The sequence below is a fragment of the Microcoleus sp. T2B6 genome, assembly GCF_036700475.1.
Taxonomy (GTDB): Bacteria; Cyanobacteriota; Cyanobacteriia; order Cyanobacteriales; family Microcoleaceae; genus Microcoleus.
In genome coordinates, this window is the sequence record NZ_JAUBOZ010000011.1 from 52463 (window position 1) to 68132 (window position 15670).

At 45.8% G+C, this 15670-nt stretch carries 15 protein-coding genes; 10 read left to right on the plus strand and 5 right to left on the minus strand.

The genetic code is table 11. The features are described from left to right. Positions 1-147: 147 nt before the first annotated feature. Complete coding sequence (locus QUA00_RS07430) at positions 148-1515, minus strand: aldehyde dehydrogenase (RefSeq protein ID WP_333409221.1); 1368 nt, start codon at positions 1513-1515, stop codon at positions 148-150. A gap of 178 nt (positions 1516-1693) precedes the next feature. Between QUA00_RS07430 and QUA00_RS07435 the strand changes: the two genes are divergently transcribed. Beyond that, a complete protein-coding gene (locus tag QUA00_RS07435; RefSeq protein WP_333140223.1) occupies positions 1694-2614 on the plus strand; it encodes a glycine betaine ABC transporter substrate-binding protein in 921 nt (306 codons plus the stop codon). Between the two features lie 61 nt (positions 2615-2675). On the opposite strand, the gene QUA00_RS07440 is transcribed toward QUA00_RS07435, so the two are convergent. The 4 genes from QUA00_RS07440 to QUA00_RS07455 all read right to left on the minus strand — a co-directional run bounded on the left by QUA00_RS07440 (position 2676) and on the right by QUA00_RS07455 (position 7639). After that, the gene (locus QUA00_RS07440; protein WP_333140221.1) at positions 2676-3680 is read right to left on the minus strand and encodes an AAA family ATPase; all 1005 of its coding nucleotides are present in this window, start codon (positions 3678-3680) and stop codon (positions 2676-2678) included. Further along, entirely contained in the window at positions 3677-4870 is a 1194-nt protein-coding gene (locus QUA00_RS07445) for an ATP-binding protein (protein ID WP_333140219.1), read from the minus strand. Before QUA00_RS07445 ends, QUA00_RS07440 begins: the two co-directional genes overlap by 4 nt. 145 nt (positions 4871-5015) lie before the next feature. Continuing rightward, positions 5016-7289 carry a bifunctional (p)ppGpp synthetase/guanosine-3',5'-bis(diphosphate) 3'-pyrophosphohydrolase gene (locus QUA00_RS07450; protein WP_333409222.1) on the minus strand — a complete coding sequence of 758 codons (2274 nt, stop codon included), beginning with the start codon at positions 7287-7289 and terminating at the stop codon, positions 5016-5018. Positions 7290-7432: 143 nt separating this feature from the next. Further along, complete coding sequence (locus QUA00_RS07455; protein ID WP_333409223.1) at positions 7433-7639, minus strand: hypothetical protein; 207 nt, start codon at positions 7637-7639, stop codon at positions 7433-7435. Between the two features lie 113 nt (positions 7640-7752). Between QUA00_RS07455 and patD the strand changes: the two genes are divergently transcribed. The 9 genes from patD (at position 7753) to QUA00_RS07500 (ending at position 15592) form a co-directional block, all read left to right on the plus strand. After that, positions 7753-8151: a heterocyst frequency control protein PatD gene (gene patD / locus QUA00_RS07460; protein WP_333140213.1), complete on the plus strand. Its 399-nt coding sequence runs from the start codon at positions 7753-7755 to the stop codon at positions 8149-8151. A gap of 45 nt (positions 8152-8196) precedes the next feature. After that, positions 8197-8781, plus strand: a complete 585-nt coding sequence (locus QUA00_RS07465; RefSeq protein ID WP_333409224.1) for a zf-TFIIB domain-containing protein — start codon at positions 8197-8199, stop codon at positions 8779-8781. 370 nt (positions 8782-9151) lie between these two features. After that, the gene (locus QUA00_RS07470) at positions 9152-10825 is read left to right on the plus strand and encodes an ABC transporter ATP-binding protein (protein ID WP_333409225.1); all 1674 of its coding nucleotides are present in this window, start codon (positions 9152-9154) and stop codon (positions 10823-10825) included. Positions 10826-10986: 161 nt separating this feature from the next. After that, complete coding sequence (locus QUA00_RS07475; RefSeq protein ID WP_333140207.1) at positions 10987-12060, plus strand: RNA polymerase sigma factor, RpoD/SigA family; 1074 nt, start codon at positions 10987-10989, stop codon at positions 12058-12060. A gap of 175 nt (positions 12061-12235) precedes the next feature. Continuing rightward, on the plus strand, positions 12236-12721 hold the full coding sequence (locus tag QUA00_RS07480; RefSeq protein WP_333409226.1) for a GNAT family N-acetyltransferase: 486 nt from the start codon (positions 12236-12238) through the stop codon (positions 12719-12721). A gap of 9 nt (positions 12722-12730) precedes the next feature. Beyond that, positions 12731-13177 (plus strand): hypothetical protein, encoded by a 447-nt coding sequence (locus QUA00_RS07485; RefSeq protein ID WP_333409227.1) that lies wholly within the window; start codon positions 12731-12733, stop codon positions 13175-13177. A gap of 94 nt (positions 13178-13271) precedes the next feature. Beyond that, positions 13272-13478: a glycogen debranching protein gene (locus tag QUA00_RS07490; RefSeq protein WP_333038077.1), complete on the plus strand. Its 207-nt coding sequence runs from the start codon at positions 13272-13274 to the stop codon at positions 13476-13478. Between the two features lie 374 nt (positions 13479-13852). Further along, a complete protein-coding gene (locus tag QUA00_RS07495) occupies positions 13853-14848 on the plus strand; it encodes an AEC family transporter (RefSeq protein ID WP_333140201.1) in 996 nt (331 codons plus the stop codon). Between the two features lie 369 nt (positions 14849-15217). Then, the gene (locus QUA00_RS07500) at positions 15218-15592 is read left to right on the plus strand and encodes a DUF433 domain-containing protein (protein ID WP_333140199.1); all 375 of its coding nucleotides are present in this window, start codon (positions 15218-15220) and stop codon (positions 15590-15592) included. The last annotated feature ends 78 nt before the right edge of the window (positions 15593-15670 follow it).

Sequence of the window (15670 nt, forward strand, 5' to 3'; positions counted from 1 at the left end):
AAACTGATGAGCAATCATTTAAAATTTAGGGAAATAATCGTTCACCGTGGAATCGCTTAACCGATCATATCAGGAAGGGGCGGGTTGATTTGGCTATCTTGCTGATATTGTAAACGTTGGTGAACCCGCCCCTGCAAGTGCGATCGCTCAACCGATAATTTTCTTAATCAAATCCAACTTACCTAGATAGGGAGCGTACCGCCATTTTAAGTCAAGTAAAAATGACTTTTGCAGCACGCTTTTTTGATGAGAAAAAGTGTCAAAACTTGCTTTTCCGTGATAGGTGCCGATGCCGCTGTCGCCAACTCCGCCAAAAGGTAAACTTGTTACTCCGACTTGCATAACTGTGTCGTTTATGCAAACTCCGCCGGAAGAAGTTTCCCGCAAAACTCGCTCTTGTTTCTCTTTATCCTTCGAGAACAAATACAAAGCTAGGGGTTTGGGACGGGCGTTGATTTGGGCGATCGCCTCCCCGAAATCATCATACTCCAAAACTGGCAAAATCGGCCCGAAAATCTCATCCTTCATCACAGGCGCATCCCAGGAAACCTTGTCGATAACCGTCGGTGCAATATATTTATCTTCGGGGTTTGTTTGACCGCCGACGACAACTTCTCCGTCTTTGATAAACTCTGCCAAACGTCCTAAATGATGCTGATTGATAATTCGGGAATAGTCGGGACTTTTCTGCGGGTCGTCGCCGTAAAATCCGTGAATAGCTGTTTTAATTGCCTGCATCAAATCGGGTTTAACTTTTTTATCAACTAACAGGTAATCTGGAGCGATACAAGTTTGACCGGCATTGATGAATTTGCCCCACGCAATGCGTTTAGCAGTGTATTCAAGTTGAATATCTGAGTCTACAATGCAAGGAGTTTTGCCGCCCAATTCTAATGTCACAGGTGTCAGGTGTTTGGCGGCGGCTTCCATGACTATTCTACCGATTTTTGTGCCGCCTGTAAAGAAGATGTGGTCGAATTTTTCGGCTAATAATTGTTGGCTGATTTCGACTCCTCCTTCGACGGCCGCTACATAGGCGGGATCGAAGGTTTTGGTAATCATGTCGGCGACAACTGCCGACGTGTGCGAGGCGATTTCTGAAGGTTTGAGGATGGCGCAGTTGCCGGCGGCGATCGCCCCGACCAAGGGTGATATCATTAGCTGAAATGGGTAATTCCAAGGCCCGATGATTAAAACAACGCCCAAAGGTTCTGGGTAAATGCGGGCCGATGCTGGGAATTGATCGATCGAAGTAGGCACTTTTTTCGGCTTTGCCCACGATTTAACGTTTTTGATGGCATAATTAACTTCTGCGATCGCAGCAATTTCAAAATAAGCCTCGTACTCCGGTCTGTTCAAATCAGCCTTGACAGCATCCACAATCCGTGATTGATTGGAAACGATCGCACTTTTAAGTTTTTTCAGTTGTTCGATCCGAAAATCCACATCTTTCGTTTTCCCAGTCGCAAAAAATTGCCGCTGCTGCTGGATAATATCGCTGACGCTGATTACCATTTTTTGTCCTCCATGTCTATAAATAAATGTTACAACAGGAAAACGGAAGTTGGGTAAAGTGCGATCGGTGTTAGATCCTCGACTTATTGAACAAGTCGGGGGTCTGGCCTTTACAAATCATTGAGAAATGCTATAAATTAGAAGCTAATAATTGTGGAAATGACAATGGAGTTCGCTTATGAAAATATCTAAGAACGATTTTTTTTTCTATTCCTGCTGGCTGCTTTGCTTGCTTGCAGTAGCAGGATGTACCTCTAAGCCCGAAAAGCAAGTTGTTATCTGCTCGAAAGACTTTACCGAACAAGCCATTCTCGCAGAAATTTTAGCACAGCACATCGAAGCTAAAACAGATATCAAAGTAGAACGAGAACTGAATCTCGGAGGTTCGCTTTGCCATGAATCCCTAACAGCAGGTAAAATCGACTTGTACGTCGAATACACAGGGACTGCTTACGCCAACCTGCTCAAACAGAAACCGATTTCTGACCCCAAAAAAGTCCTCGATTACCTCAAACAAGAATATCCCAAACAGTTTAAAGCAGAATGGACGGAACCGCTGGGATTTAATAACAGTTTTGCGATTATTGTGCGGGGAGACGATGCCAAAAAACTCAATTTACAAACTCTCTCGCAACTTGGGAAAGCTGCACCTAACCTCCGGGCTGGTTTCGGCCCAGAATTTAACGAGAGAGAAGATGGATTTCCCGGATTGGCTAAAACTTACGGGATTAAGTTTCGAGAACAACCGAAGGAATTGCTGTTAGGATTGCTTTATCAAGCGCTGCAACAAAAAGAAGTAGATGTGATTGCTGGTAATACGACGGATGGTTTGATTCAAAGTTTAGGTTTAGTAGTGCTCAAAGATGACAAGAACTATTTCCCGCCCTACGAAGCAGTTCCGGTTGTGCGATCGCAAATTTTGGAAAAATACCCGGAATTGCGTCCAGTGTTCGCAGAATTGGGCGGGAAAATTTCCGAAGAAGATATGCGTAAACTAAACTATCAAGTTGACGGGAAACAGCAGGAAGCCGGACAAGTGGCGCGGGAGTTTTTGCAGCAAAAGTTGGGCGGTTCCCAGCCCGCACCTAGCGCAAAGTAATCGGCAGTTTCTCTCCTAAAAGTTCACTTTATATCCGTAGCAGCTTACTTAAAAGTTGGAATTATAAATTGGTAAGTATTGGGATTTCTACGGTTTCAGCAATTTTATGAGCTAGCTTTTTAAAGTCTAGGTAAACACTTTGCACGGCCTGGACGTGAGAACCAATTGCCCCATCCGCAGGTTTGAGGTGGAACATAGGTTTATGGGCTTCTTGAGCAAGCGGCATCAGACTCTGATTGTGTTTTAGCAAAGCTAAACAGTGAGGATCTTCAGCGATGGAAAGCGTGCTATTTTCCGATTCATTGAGCACAGCTTCCCGATAAATATTAGGAATCCGTGCAATCCATCGCTGATAAGCTTTCACTGGGCGGTCTAGCCGTACCGAGTGTTGCAGGACAATATAACCAACAGGTTGCATTTGACCTTGAGGAAGCTTTAAATCAGGGGCAGGATTTTTCTCTAATCTTTCTAGCCATTCTTGCCGCCAGCGTCTGAGAGTTGGGCCGAGATTTTTCAATCCTTGCAGTGAGAATAAATCCGGTGATAGAGGAACTACTACATAGTTAGCTGCAATCAAAGCGGCCCGGTTAATCGCTCCTAAATTCGGGCCGATGTCTGTCAAAACTACATCAGCTTGATGAACTGTTGCTGCTTCTTGCAAGAGTCGCCAAAAAGCAGAGATGACCCGAAAAGAACGCTCCTTGCGATCGGTGCACCCGGGCCATTCTGCTGAGAGCTCATCTTCAAATCCAGAGAGCAATAAATCTCCTACCAAGAGTCCCAATCTTTCTTCAATCTGCTCTACTTCTGGAGTAGCAATATCACCAATTCCTCTAATTAAAGGTTGTACGCAGCGAAAAACTGTGTTAGGTCGGTTATTGCCTTCCCACAATTCTTCTAAACGTTCTTCATCTAGAAAAGCAGCAGTCAGATTGGCTTGGGGGTCTAAATCTGCTGCTAGCACCCGCAGTCCTAAATTGCGATACATCCAGGCTAAATGATAGACTAGCGAAGTTTTACCGACGCCACCTTTATTATTGAAAAAAGCAATAATGGGTACTGTCACGGATGCCTCCTAATAATTACTAAAACATGAGCATCTTCGACAACAAACTCCGGTGGTGGGCTGCCATTTTTTTGCAGTGAATTGCGAGCTATGGCGATACCAATTCCAAACCTTTGTACATAACCAAGATTTTTTAAGGCTTCTGCTAAATTTGGATTTCGGTAGTCAGTGATTCCAGGCATACCAAAATTTTGCCGATTAACTTGTCCAAAGGGCCCGCCGGGGTTTTGAATTTCAATGCGATCGCTAAACCAGGTAATTCTTACTGGTGCATACGTCCCTTCATAGGTGCGGTGCAAGAGCGCATTTCTAGCAAGCTGTTGCAATGCTACTAACGGGTAATCTGGCTGCTGGATTTCCACTGACTGAGCGGTAATATCAGAAGCTACTGAGATATGAGATTGCAGTATTTCATCTAACACTCTCAGCATCATAGAAAGTGGCCCAGCAATTTCTTTCTGGTCTTTAATGGGGTCAGTTAGCTCAGTTCCCTCAATTCGCAAAAATTGAATATAAGCCCCAGGTATCAATTGCCGGGGGTCTTTTCCTACTACCAATATACCTAAATTTGTTGGCTGAATTGACGGTAAAGTGCTAATAAACCTTACTGATGCTAATTGGTGTTCGACGGTTCTTTGATTTTCTTCTAATATGTCAATAGGCAATGTTGAAGGTAGATATTCCTGTTGAAATAAAGTTAAATTTAAGTCATCTAGTGTCCCGGAAGGCAAAGATTGAATATCAAAAGGTAAATCTCTGGAACGCCGTTTTTCTGAGAGACGGCGCTCTTCTTCGGCTGTGGCAGTAGTGCGGCGGGGGCCCACCCGTACCCAGATTCGCCCGTCATAGCGGACAGGGGGTGCATCTGATGGTTCTACAATGACTGCTACTAACTCGCATCCCGCAAGCGTTCGCTTTTGCACGGTTATCGCGGGAAAAGGCAGTATATTTCCATCTGAACGCATATCCGAGAGGGTTAGTAAAAGTTGATCGGTGATGCTCAAATTGGCACAGCTTCCATCATCATTAACACCTATAAATAGTACCCCTGGCTGTTGGTAGTTTGGCAAGTCGTTGGCAAAAGCGCATATAGCCTGACGGAGTTTACCTTTATCAGATATTGAGGCCTTGCGCTCTACTCGATCGGATTCAATGTCTTTGAGGAGAGTTTCTAACTGACTGTCATCCATGCTTTAACTTATTTCTCGTAAATAATTCTTACTGCTTGGTAACAGCAGACTGCGGCTAGTTGGGGAATTGTTAAGAGTTTAAAGAGAAAAGTTTGTTTTCAATTACTACTTACCAATTTCCCGCACCAGCCGCTAAATTAAATTTCTAATTCCCTTCACTCAGCCTCCGCAAATTCAAAATATCGCTCATCTTTTTAATTTGCATACAAGTGCGCTCGAACTGTTGTTTATCCTGGATATCCATGCACAAGTCAATTAAGGCCGGCAATCCGGGGTAGGTTTTGACTTGAGCGCTGCGGACGTTCACTTGGTTGTCCTTCAAATGCGATAAAACATCATTGAGAACTCCCACTCGATCGAGGGCTTCAATTTGAATGTTAACCGGATAAGTGTTGGGCCGAGATTCATTGCGGTTGCTGGAATTCCAACTCACAGGAACCAAGCGATCCCCAGGCACGTTCTCAACATTTGAACATCCTTGTCGGTGAATCGAAATTCCGCGGGTGCGAGTCACAACTCCAATAATTGATTCCCCAGGAATCGGACAACAACAGCCGGATAAATGGTAGAGCAATCCCTCTACACCTGCGATCGGCGATTTGCTCGGAGACGAACTCGGTACTGGTTTCGGTGCCGTCGATGCAGGTATTAGCTGGGGCAATTCGTGGGTTCCTGCAGGAGCCGCTTCAATTTTTTGCTGCACTTTTACTAAATCTCGCAGTCGATTTACTACGAGATTTAGGGTGACTTCGCCGTACCCCAAACCGGCGATTAAATCTTCGACGCTGTGGTAGTTGCAGCGCTGAGCCACAGACTGCATGGGTTCAGATTTCAGCAAGGATTCTAAGCCGTTTTTACCTAATTCTTTTTCCAGCAATTCCCGCCCGCGAGCGAGATTTTCATCTCTGTGCGATCGCTTCAACCACTGGCGAATTCGGTTTTTTGCTCCGTTTGTCTTGACAAAATTCAGCCAGTCGGAACTCGGATGACCATTTTTTTGGGTCAAGATTTCTACAATATCGCCGTTCTTTAAAACCTTGTCTAGTGTTACCATTCGCCCGTTTACTCTGGCACCGGTGCAGTGATTGCCAATTTCTGTGTGAATGCGGTAAGCAAAATCTACGGGAGTTGATCCGCTATTGAGAGCAATCACGTCTCCGTTAGGAGTAAAAACGTAAATATCTTCGTCGAATAAGTTGTCCTTAATGCTTTGTAAATATTCGCGATCGTCTTTGAGGTCGCTTTGCCATTCAAGGAGTTGTCGCAGCCAAGTAAATTTTTCGTCGTCGCCGGTGACTTTTGTGTTAGAACCGCCAGTTTCTTTGTATTTCCAGTGCGCGGCAATGCCGTATTCTGCAATGTGGTGCATTGCTACGGTGCGAATTTGCACTTCGATGGGGCGGCCGCTGGTTCCGATTACTCCGGTGTGCAAAGATTGATAGCGGTTGGCTTTTGGTAAACCGATATAATCTTTAAAGCGTCCGGGAATCGGGCGGAAAGAATCGTGGACGATCGCCAAAGCCCGATAACAGTCATCATTGGTTTCTACTATGATCCGCACCGCCGCAATATCGTATACTTGCTTAAACCCTTTTTGGCGGCGCTGCATCTTCCCGTAAATCCCGTACAAATGTTTGGGACGGCCGCTAACTTCATAGCATTTAATGCCTAAATTGTCAAGCCTTTCTCGCAAACTATCTGTGACTTCTGCGAGTTGAGTTTCTCGATCGGCTCGCTTCTCGGCCACCAATTCCTGAATTTCGCGGTAAGCTTCGGGTTCCAGGTATTTAAACGCTAAATCTTCCAATTCCCACTTAAAGCGGCCAATACCCAAACGGTTTGCTAGGGGAGCAAAAATATCTCGGGTTTCTAGGGCAATACTGCGTTGCTTTTCTTCGGACAAATGCTCCAAAGTCCTCATGTTGTGCAGCCTGTCTGCCAGTTTGACCACAATGACGCGAATATCTTTAGCCATTGCTAGGAACATTCGGCGGAAATTTTCCGCAAGGCGCTCTGTTTTGCTGGAAAAATTAAACTTAGAAAGCTTGGTGACACCTTCAACCAACTGTCGCACTTCCGCGCCGAACCGCTGTTCTATTTCTTCGAGAGTAATATCTGTATCTTCAACAATGTCGTGGAGGAAGCCCGCGGCAATCATGACGTTGTTGCCGCCCATATACCGGAGTATTCCAGCGACAGCTACCGGATGGCAAATGTAAGGTTCTCCCGATTTGCGGTATTGTCCTTCGTGCAAGTCGCGGGCAAATTCAAAGGCCCGACAAATTAAGCTGTCGTCAGTCGAGCAATTCGGGTTAGAGCCCCCATCAGGCTCCGATCGAGCATTCAGGCATTCTTGCAGCCAATCGGGAACTACAGCAGGATCGATCGAAGGAGAGGGAGTCAGAGTGTTCGCGTTCATGGGGTACACCTTTAAAACTTAGAAATACAAATGGTTAAAAGCCAGTTTTTGGTTGAATTGCCGAAATTATGTGTTTAGCTATACTAAACTACTTGAATGCCACAATTTGCAATTCAAAAAAATAGTCGATTTTTCTGTTAACTCTACCTATCTAATTCCGAGTCGCCCCCCCTCGGAGGTAGGAAAATATAGTGACACCACTGCCACCGCCGCAGTCTGTCGATCGAGGAAAATCGGGTAAAATAAGCATATTTTGGCGGTAGCAGTTGAGGTTGCGGGCGATCGGCATTTACCGGCAACGCTAAACTAAAAGCAGCAGCCAGAAGGGTAGAGTTAGGGCAGAAAATCAAAAAAAGTTCTCACAAAACAGGGAATAGCTCCAAAAACGCACAGCTTCCCTCCCTATGAGCAAACTTAAGTAAGTATCTACTTAGATTATAAATACAAATTTGTTTACAAAATCATGATATTGTCCGAAGACCGCCGCCAGTGCTACCAAGAATTACAGCAAGCGCTAGAACAACTACAAAGAACTGCTGCACAGGATAATCTGGATCGGGCCGCGCTGGCGATCGAATACAGAAAAGTGCAACAATTTTTCGGAAACCAAATTATGAGAGCCGAAAGCGATGACTTAGACGCCTCAGAAACACCCCCAGAGCAGTCCTATTTGACGGAAATTCACAAGCAACTGCGGTTATTGGGGACAGATGTCACGTTTTTGCAAGCGTCGCGCCAGCCAGCGACAGCAAAGGCGAGGCAAACTGGGGCGATCGCGCGGCTTAACACGCTAATTGGCTACTGTGGCGCGCTGCTGCAAAAAAATTCTGGTTCTTCAGGGCCCGCCCAGATACAGAATTAATAATTGAATTAACAGGGAATTAATAAGGCAAGGAGAAATAAAGCGGTGGAATGTCCAAAATGTAAACATCCCAATTTAGAAGGCGGTACCTTAGCCGGCCGTATGTCCGTGCAGTGGTGTCCCAACTGTTACGGTATCTGGATTCCAGGCAGAGAATACGAAGCTTGGCAAAAAGAGCAAAGCCAGTGGTACAACAAATCCGAGAAGCCTGATGCGACAGGGACTCTGGGCATAGAATTCACCCCCTCTGTCTACGACAGCAAAGCAGCCCTGTGTCCCGAAGACGGTCACTATCTGTCGCGGGCGAAAGTTCCTTTCAGCAGAGTGCCCTTTTACATAGAGCGCTGTATGTTGTGCGGGGGCATTTGGTGCGATAACGGCGAGTGGGACATTCTCGAAAGTCTGGGATTCCACACCGAGATTGACAAGATGTTTTCTGCGAATTGGCAAGCTAAGGCCCGCGTGCAAGAACTCGCATCTCGGGAACGTCAAGTGCTGACTGAGAAGCTGGGGCCGGATATCGCCGGATATGTGTTGGAACTCGCGGAAGTTTTAGCAGACCATCCTCACGCAGATTGTGCCGCTACTTACATACTGCGGAGAGCTGAGTTGAAGCGAAGGGAGATTTAGTCAGTTATTAGTTGTCAGTTGTCAGTTGTCAGTTGTTAGTTGTCAGTTGTCAGTTGTCAGTTATCAGTTGCTCGGTGAATGATGTACTAATAAAAGCTTTGTTTGTAGCTATTTTTATTTGTATTTACAAACAGCAGAGCAGTCTCTTGCCCATAACTAATAACTCTGAAACACTAAGAAGTAACAACTAACAGCCAGTATATTGACCATTAAATAACAAATAACAACTGACCACTGACCACTGACTACTGACCGAAAGCATCCAGGATACAAGCCCCCGAATTTATCTCGCGCAAGTTAATGCTTTAATTCTTTAATCTAAAATCCAAAATCTAAAATCTAAAATCGATTGACTAAGGACTAATGACTAATGACTAATGACTCTTCTCTATTTTCCGTTGACAATCTGCGAGTAGCTTATCCTCAGCGGCGGGGCCAATCCGGTTGGGCAGTAGACGGGGTTTCCCTGACGCTGAAACCGGGGGAAAAGCTCGGATTAGTTGGGGAGTCTGGGTGCGGTAAGTCAACTTTGGGAAGGGCGGCGATGCGGTTGCTGCCGGATTCAACGCTGATTGAGGGGCGAGTTAGTTTTGCTGGAGAGTCGGTGTTTGATATGAATCCTTCGCGGCTGAGACGGTTTCGGGGCGAAGCTGTAGCATTGATTTTTCAAGATCCGATGACTCGTCTCGATCCTTTGATGACTGTAGGAGAACATTGCATCGAGACTTTGCAAGCTCACCGACCGAATTTGGATCGCAAGCAAGCTAAGAAACGGGCGATCGAAACTCTGGAAGCTGTGAAAATTCCCGCGTCTCGTTGGTCGCAATTTCCCCACGAATTTAGTGGCGGAATGCGGCAAAGAGTAGCAATTGCTTTGGCTCTTTTGCTCGATCCCAAATTAATTGTGGCGGACGAACCGACTACAAGTTTGGACGTAACTGTAGCTGCTCAGATTTTGCAGGAATTAACCCGACTTTGTGAGGAACGGGGAACGGCTATTTTGTTGATTTCTCACGATTTGGCGATGGTGGCTGAGTATTGCGATCGCATTGCGGTGATGTACGGCGGTAAAGTCGTAGAAACAGGGCCGGTGCAAAACGTTTTTGAAAAGCCGCAGCACGAATATACTCGATCGCTCCTCAAAGCAGCTTTGCACATTCAAGCCGATTCTGACAAAGGGTTAGCATTCGAGGAAATCAGGACTGAAGCGGTTACTGCAAACTCAACAAATGCGCCTCTTTTGACCGTAACCAATTTGCAGCAACACTACAGTTTAGAAAGCAATTTATTAGATCAGTTGTTTTCCAGGAATCGCCAGGTAATAAAAGCCGTAGACGGCGTTAGTTTAGAGCTACAACGGGGAGAAATCCTAGGGCTCGTGGGGGAGTCCGGCTGCGGGAAAAGTACCTTGTCACGCACGATTTTGCAGCTAATTACCGCGACTGGTGGCAAAGTGGAATTTCAAGGAATAGATATAACTGCCCTGAACCGCGATGCTGTGAGGAAGCACCGCCGCGAAATGCAAATGATCTTTCAAGACCCCCACGCTTGCCTGAATCCGATGATGACTGTCGGGCAAAGTATTGCTGACCCTTTGTTTATTCACAAATTAGCTAATGGCAGCGAAGCGAAAAAACAAGTAATCCAAATGTTAGAGCGGGTGGGTTTAAGTCCTGGGGAGGATTTCTTTCGTCGCTATCCGGGGGAATTGTCAGGAGGACAACAGCAGCGAGTTTCGATCGCCCGCGCTTTGATTACTCGGCCGCAACTGATAATTTGCGACGAACCTGTGAGTATGCTGGATGCCAGCGTGCAGACTCAAGTTTTAGAGCTGATGTTGGAGTTGAAGCAGGAATTTAATTTGACTTATCTGTTTATTACGCACGATTTGTGGGTGGCGAGATTTTTTTGCGATCGTATTGCGGTAATGAATGCTGGAAAAATTGTTGAAATCGGTAAGACTAGGGATATTTTTACTAATCCGCAGCACCCTTATACTCAGCAATTATTGCAGGCAGCTCCTTTACTGGCTCGAACTCAATAGAAAGGTCTAAAATTGGGGCGAACAGATACTAAAATTGGGGCGAACAGATATCAGCCACTAAAATCACTCACCGGCTTCTAGATGGATTTCGGAAATTTCGGGTTAAATTGGTTAAAGTTAAGGGATACTTTTCAAATCCTTCCACCGACACCAAGCACGATATGGCAGAATCTGACCTAGGCAGTTTTGCGGTGGCACCCGAAGCCTCATTCGCGATCGCAGAAGATGAAGACACCGAGATCGATCGTCCGACGGTAACTCGATCGTCAGCATACAACAACTGGTCTGCCGACGATCCAGTGGGAGCTTTGTTCAAGGAAATGGCTCGGTATCCTCTACTGACAGCAGCCGAAGAGGTGGAGTTGGCGCGCCGCGTTCAAGAATTGGTAGCCCTGGAGAAACTAGAACAGCGTTTGCAGCAGGAATTGGACAGAGTGCCGACAAAAGCTGAAATCGCTGCGGCTTTGGGGATAAGCGAAACTCAACTGCAACAGCTTCGCCACCAGTGTCAGTCGGCGAAACGGAAAATGATCAGCTCGAATTTGCGCTTGGTGGTTTCGATTGCCAAACGCTATCTTAATCGGGGCGTGCCTTTTCTCGATTTAATTCAGGAAGGAGCTTTGGGTTTAAATCGGGCAGCCGAAAAGTTCGATCCAGAGAAGGGTTACAAGTTTTCTACCTATGCCTATTGGTGGATTCGCCAAGGAATTACCCGGACAATTGCCAATCAAGGGCGGACGATTCGCTTGCCTGTTCACGTTGTCGAACAGTTAAATAAACTCAAAAAAGTTTATCGAGATTTGAAGCGTTCTCTTCAACGCAATCCAACTGAAACTGAACTTGCGAGAGAAATGCAAGTTACTTGCGAACAGCTTCGCTACCTCCAGCAAGTACGTCGGCAATCTTTGTCTCTCAACCACCGCATCGGCTCAGAAGAAAGTTCGGAACTTTTGGATGTTCTCGAAGATAACGCGACGCAATCTCCCGAAGCTCAGATGAATGAGATGATGATGCGCCAAGATATTTTGGAGGTGTTGGACAGTATTTTGACTGAGCGGGAAAAAGAGATTGTTGCTATGCGTTACGGTTTGCTGACCGGCGAACCTTACACTTTAGAAGAGGTCAGCAGTTTGTTCAATTTGTCCCGCGAACGAGTCCGTCAAATTCAAAATAAGGCAATGCGAAAGCTGCGTCGCCCTCAAGTGACGGAACGATTGAAGGGCTGGTTGAAATAAGCCAAAAACATTGAGTTGGCATTTTGAAAAATCTTAAAATTATTGTGGGGTGGCACTCCGAGGCCACCGTAAATATGCTGGTTTAATGTGGAAAAAATTAATTAAAAATTACCAATTAAAAATGTCTTGATGTGGTATTTTTAATTGTTGATTGTCGCGTACTACTTACTTATTTATGTCTTCTGAGGTAATTTTGCGTCCAGCTACCCGCGCCGACGTGCCGGTGCTGTTTGATTTGATTAAAGCTTTAGCTGAGTACGAAAAATTATCTCATGCCGTTACTGGCAATGCCGTTGATTTGGAGCATCATTTGTTTGGCGATCGACCTTTTGTTGAAGCGATTTTAGCCGAGTGCGAAGGTCAAGTTGTGGGCTGGGCGCTATTTTTTTACAATTATTCTACTTTTTTGACTCAGCCGGGAATTTATTTGGAAGATTTGTTTGTGGTGCCTGAGTTTCGAGGGCGGGGAATTGGCAAGTCTTTGATAGTTTATTTAGCGCAGTTGGCAGTAGAAAGGGGCTGCGGGCGTTTGGAATGGAGCGTTTTGGATTGGAATGAATTGGCGATCGGATTTTACAAGGGTATCGGTGCTGATGTGATGCCCGACTGGCGGATTTGCCGGCTTGCGGGCGAGTCTTTGGCAAATTTGGCATCGAAGTAATTAAGGCGTGTGGAACAGGCATCTTGCCTGTGTGTGGAACAGGCATCTTGCCTGTGTGTGGAACAGGCATCTTGCCTGTGTGTGGAACAGCCATCTTGCCTGTGTGTGGAACAGGCATCTTGCCTGTGTGTGGAACAGGCATCTTGCCTGTGTATGGAACAGGCATCTTGCCTGTGTATGGAACAGGCATCTTGCCTGTGTATGGAAAAGGCATCTTGCCTGTGTATGGAACAGGCATCTTGCCTGTATGTGGCACAGGCATCTTGCCTGTATGTGGCACAGGCATCTTGCCTGTGTGTGGAACAGGCATCTTGCCTGCGTGTGGAACAGGCATCTTGCCTGTGTGTGGAACAAGCATCTTGCCTGTTGTGTGTGGAACAGGCATCTTGCCTGTTGTGTGTGGAACAGGCATCTTGCCTGTTGTGTGTGGAACAGGCATCTTGCCTGTTAACCTAAAATGCCGCACTAGGGTTAATTAATACCTACCTACTTAATTGACAAAAATATAGGAAAATTTAGATAAGAGTTAAGTTAATTGGGAGAGTAGATCGTGATTATTTGGGTAAACGAGCAAATCGATCCGTCGGGTATTCTTTATTCTTGCATTGCTTGTTGCGATGAGACTCAAGCGAAGGATTGCCACGAATCTTTTGAGAAGAATTTGACGGCCGAGCAAAAACAGCAGGGCTGGGTTGCTACCTTGCGGACTGTTAGTTCTTGGGATGAGGTGCCTGTTAATGCTTTGAAATTGAATTAATGAGTGCAAGTCATCAGCAGCTTTAGTCTCACCCTGTTTCCGTTCGATCGAAGCGGCTGGAAAACGTTGCACGTCTGTTCGTCCAAGGCAAGATAACTCGATCGCACATTGGTCAAATTAACAGAGGTTTTGTGAATCTGAAGGCAAAAAGCTGCAAGCATTTGGGGCAGCCAGTCTGAGGATTGTGCCGTGGAAGGTGCGGGAATTTGGGCGAAAATTTTCGGGCCAGCAGTGCTGCGAACACGCTAGGACGAAAAAGCGTGCAAGTGCGATCCCCTTCGAGGGCTCCGCTAACGACAATTCGCATTTCTTAAACGGATTTTAGCATTACTATTAATAGATAGAGGCATTTCCAATTGTCTAGTTAAATTTTTATGATTGAAACCTTATTTCACGCTTATACCCCTCTAGTTATCTGGACGGGCTTGGGACTGCTGCTGTTTCGGTACATCCCAGTTGATTTTCCCAAGCTGCTGAGCCACTTTCTTTTCTGGATTGGGATACCGCTGCAAATTCTAGTTTTAGCCCGTCAGAGCGATTTTTCGGGTGCTGTGGGATTCACGCCGGCGATCGCCATATTCGTGTTATTTCTGAGTACGAGTTGTGCTTGGCTGACTTGGGTATTATTGCGTAGGCTGAGTGCGGCCCACATCCAAAAGCCCTATTTTCAGGGCAAAAATTCTCTGGTTAATTTATTCTTATTAAATTTTAATTCCCTGAAGCGATCGAGCCAAGGCAGTTTTCTCCTAGCTGCGATGTTAGGGAATACGGGCTTTGTGGGATTAGCAATCACCCCGTCTATCATCAGCACCGATAACAACAACTGGGCTGTCTTGTACAGCGTCACTAACAACGTTATTGGAACTTATTGTTTCGGTGTATTTATTGCTAGCTATTTCGGGAACTCCGAGCAAAAAAAACACTGGTGGACTCAGATCCGGGACGTGCTGACAGTTCCCGCCCTGTGGGCTTTTTTAATTGGTTTTTATACTAGAAACATCCCCCTGCCCGAAACAGTGGAATCGGGATTGCAGACTGCTGTTTGGGTGGTAATTGCCAGTGCTTTGGTGCTGGTTGGCATCCGGCTGAGGTCTATTAAGAAATGGGAAAGTTTTGAACTGGCGTTAATCCCGTCACTGTTAAAAGTGGTAATTGTGCCGGTGCTAATCGGATTGGGTGCTAGTTATTTCGGATTGAGCGGCGATCCGAGGTTCGTGTTGGTGTTGATGTCGGGAACGCCCACAGCTCTTTCGGTGCTGATTTTAGCAGAAGTCTACGAGCTCGATCGCGATTTGTTAGCTAGTAGCATCGCCATCACTTCTGTCGGTTTGCTGTTGATGCTTCCGCTGTGGTTAGCTGGGTTTAGTTGAAGTTGGGCGATCGCGTGGGAGTTAGAAACCGGGTTTCTTCACTAAATCGGGCGTGAGAATTCCAAGACGATCGCAGAAACCCGGTTTCTTGGATTTTGGGGCGCGTGGGAGTTAGAAACCGGGTTTCTTCTCAAAATCTCGGTAAGGATGCGTAAATTATCGCAGAAACCCGGTTTCTTGGAGTCTGTGGGGAGTCAGAAACCGGGTTTCTTTTCAAAATCTCGGTAAAGATGCGTAATTATCGCAGAAACCCGGTTTCTTGGATTTTGGATCGTGTTACTAAAACAGGAAACAAACCAAAAACTAATGATTGTTGCAAGGTTTTTGATAATTATTATAATATAGAAATAACTTCGAGGATGTTATGGCATGACAAGCATATCCGACGAACAAACAGCTATCATCCGTACAGAAAGAGGACTGTCGATCGCAGGTACGCGCATCACCATCTACGACATCATGGACTATGTGACGGCTCAATATCCGCCTAAGTTTATCAAGGGATTGTTTGACCTTACAGAGGAACAAATTAACGCAGCTTTAGCTTATATTGAGGCAAATCGCGCTGATGTTGAAGCTGAGTATCAAATGGTGCTTAAGGAAGCTGAAGAATTGCGGCTGTATTATGAAGAAAAAAATCGCGATCTCATTGCCAGAATAGCCGCCATGCCACCAAAACCAGGAACCGAAGCTGCTTGGGAAAAACTTCGAGCGACTAAGGCCAAACTTGATGCTAAAGCATAATTTTTTTGATCGATCGTAATCTCAACGGACAGGCCATAATTTTGTTTGGCTCTATTGCTAATCAAGGTTGGCTTGATA

Excerpts from the sequence above, each read along its gene's own strand:
- QUA00_RS07435 (WP_333140223.1), top strand. The coding sequence starts at position 1,694 with ATGAAAATATCTAAGAACGATTTTTTTTTCTATTCCTGCTGGCTGCTT.
- QUA00_RS07480 (WP_333409226.1), top strand. The coding sequence starts at position 12,236 with ATGTCTTCTGAGGTAATTTTGCGTCCAGCTACCCGCGCCGACGTGCCG.
- patD (WP_333140213.1), top strand. The coding sequence starts at position 7,753 with ATGATATTGTCCGAAGACCGCCGCCAGTGCTACCAAGAATTACAGCAA.
- QUA00_RS07495 (WP_333140201.1), top strand. The coding sequence starts at position 13,853 with ATGATTGAAACCTTATTTCACGCTTATACCCCTCTAGTTATCTGGACG.
- QUA00_RS07470 (WP_333409225.1), top strand. The coding sequence starts at position 9,152 with ATGACTAATGACTCTTCTCTATTTTCCGTTGACAATCTGCGAGTAGCT.
- QUA00_RS07430 (WP_333409221.1), bottom strand. The coding sequence starts at position 1,515 with ATGGTAATCAGCGTCAGCGATATTATCCAGCAGCAGCGGCAATTTTTT.
- QUA00_RS07500 (WP_333140199.1), top strand. The coding sequence starts at position 15,218 with ATGACAAGCATATCCGACGAACAAACAGCTATCATCCGTACAGAAAGA.
- QUA00_RS07445 (WP_333140219.1), bottom strand. The coding sequence starts at position 4,870 with ATGGATGACAGTCAGTTAGAAACTCTCCTCAAAGACATTGAATCCGAT.
- QUA00_RS07475 (WP_333140207.1), top strand. The coding sequence starts at position 10,987 with ATGGCAGAATCTGACCTAGGCAGTTTTGCGGTGGCACCCGAAGCCTCA.
- QUA00_RS07450 (WP_333409222.1), bottom strand. The coding sequence starts at position 7,289 with ATGAACGCGAACACTCTGACTCCCTCTCCTTCGATCGATCCTGCTGTA.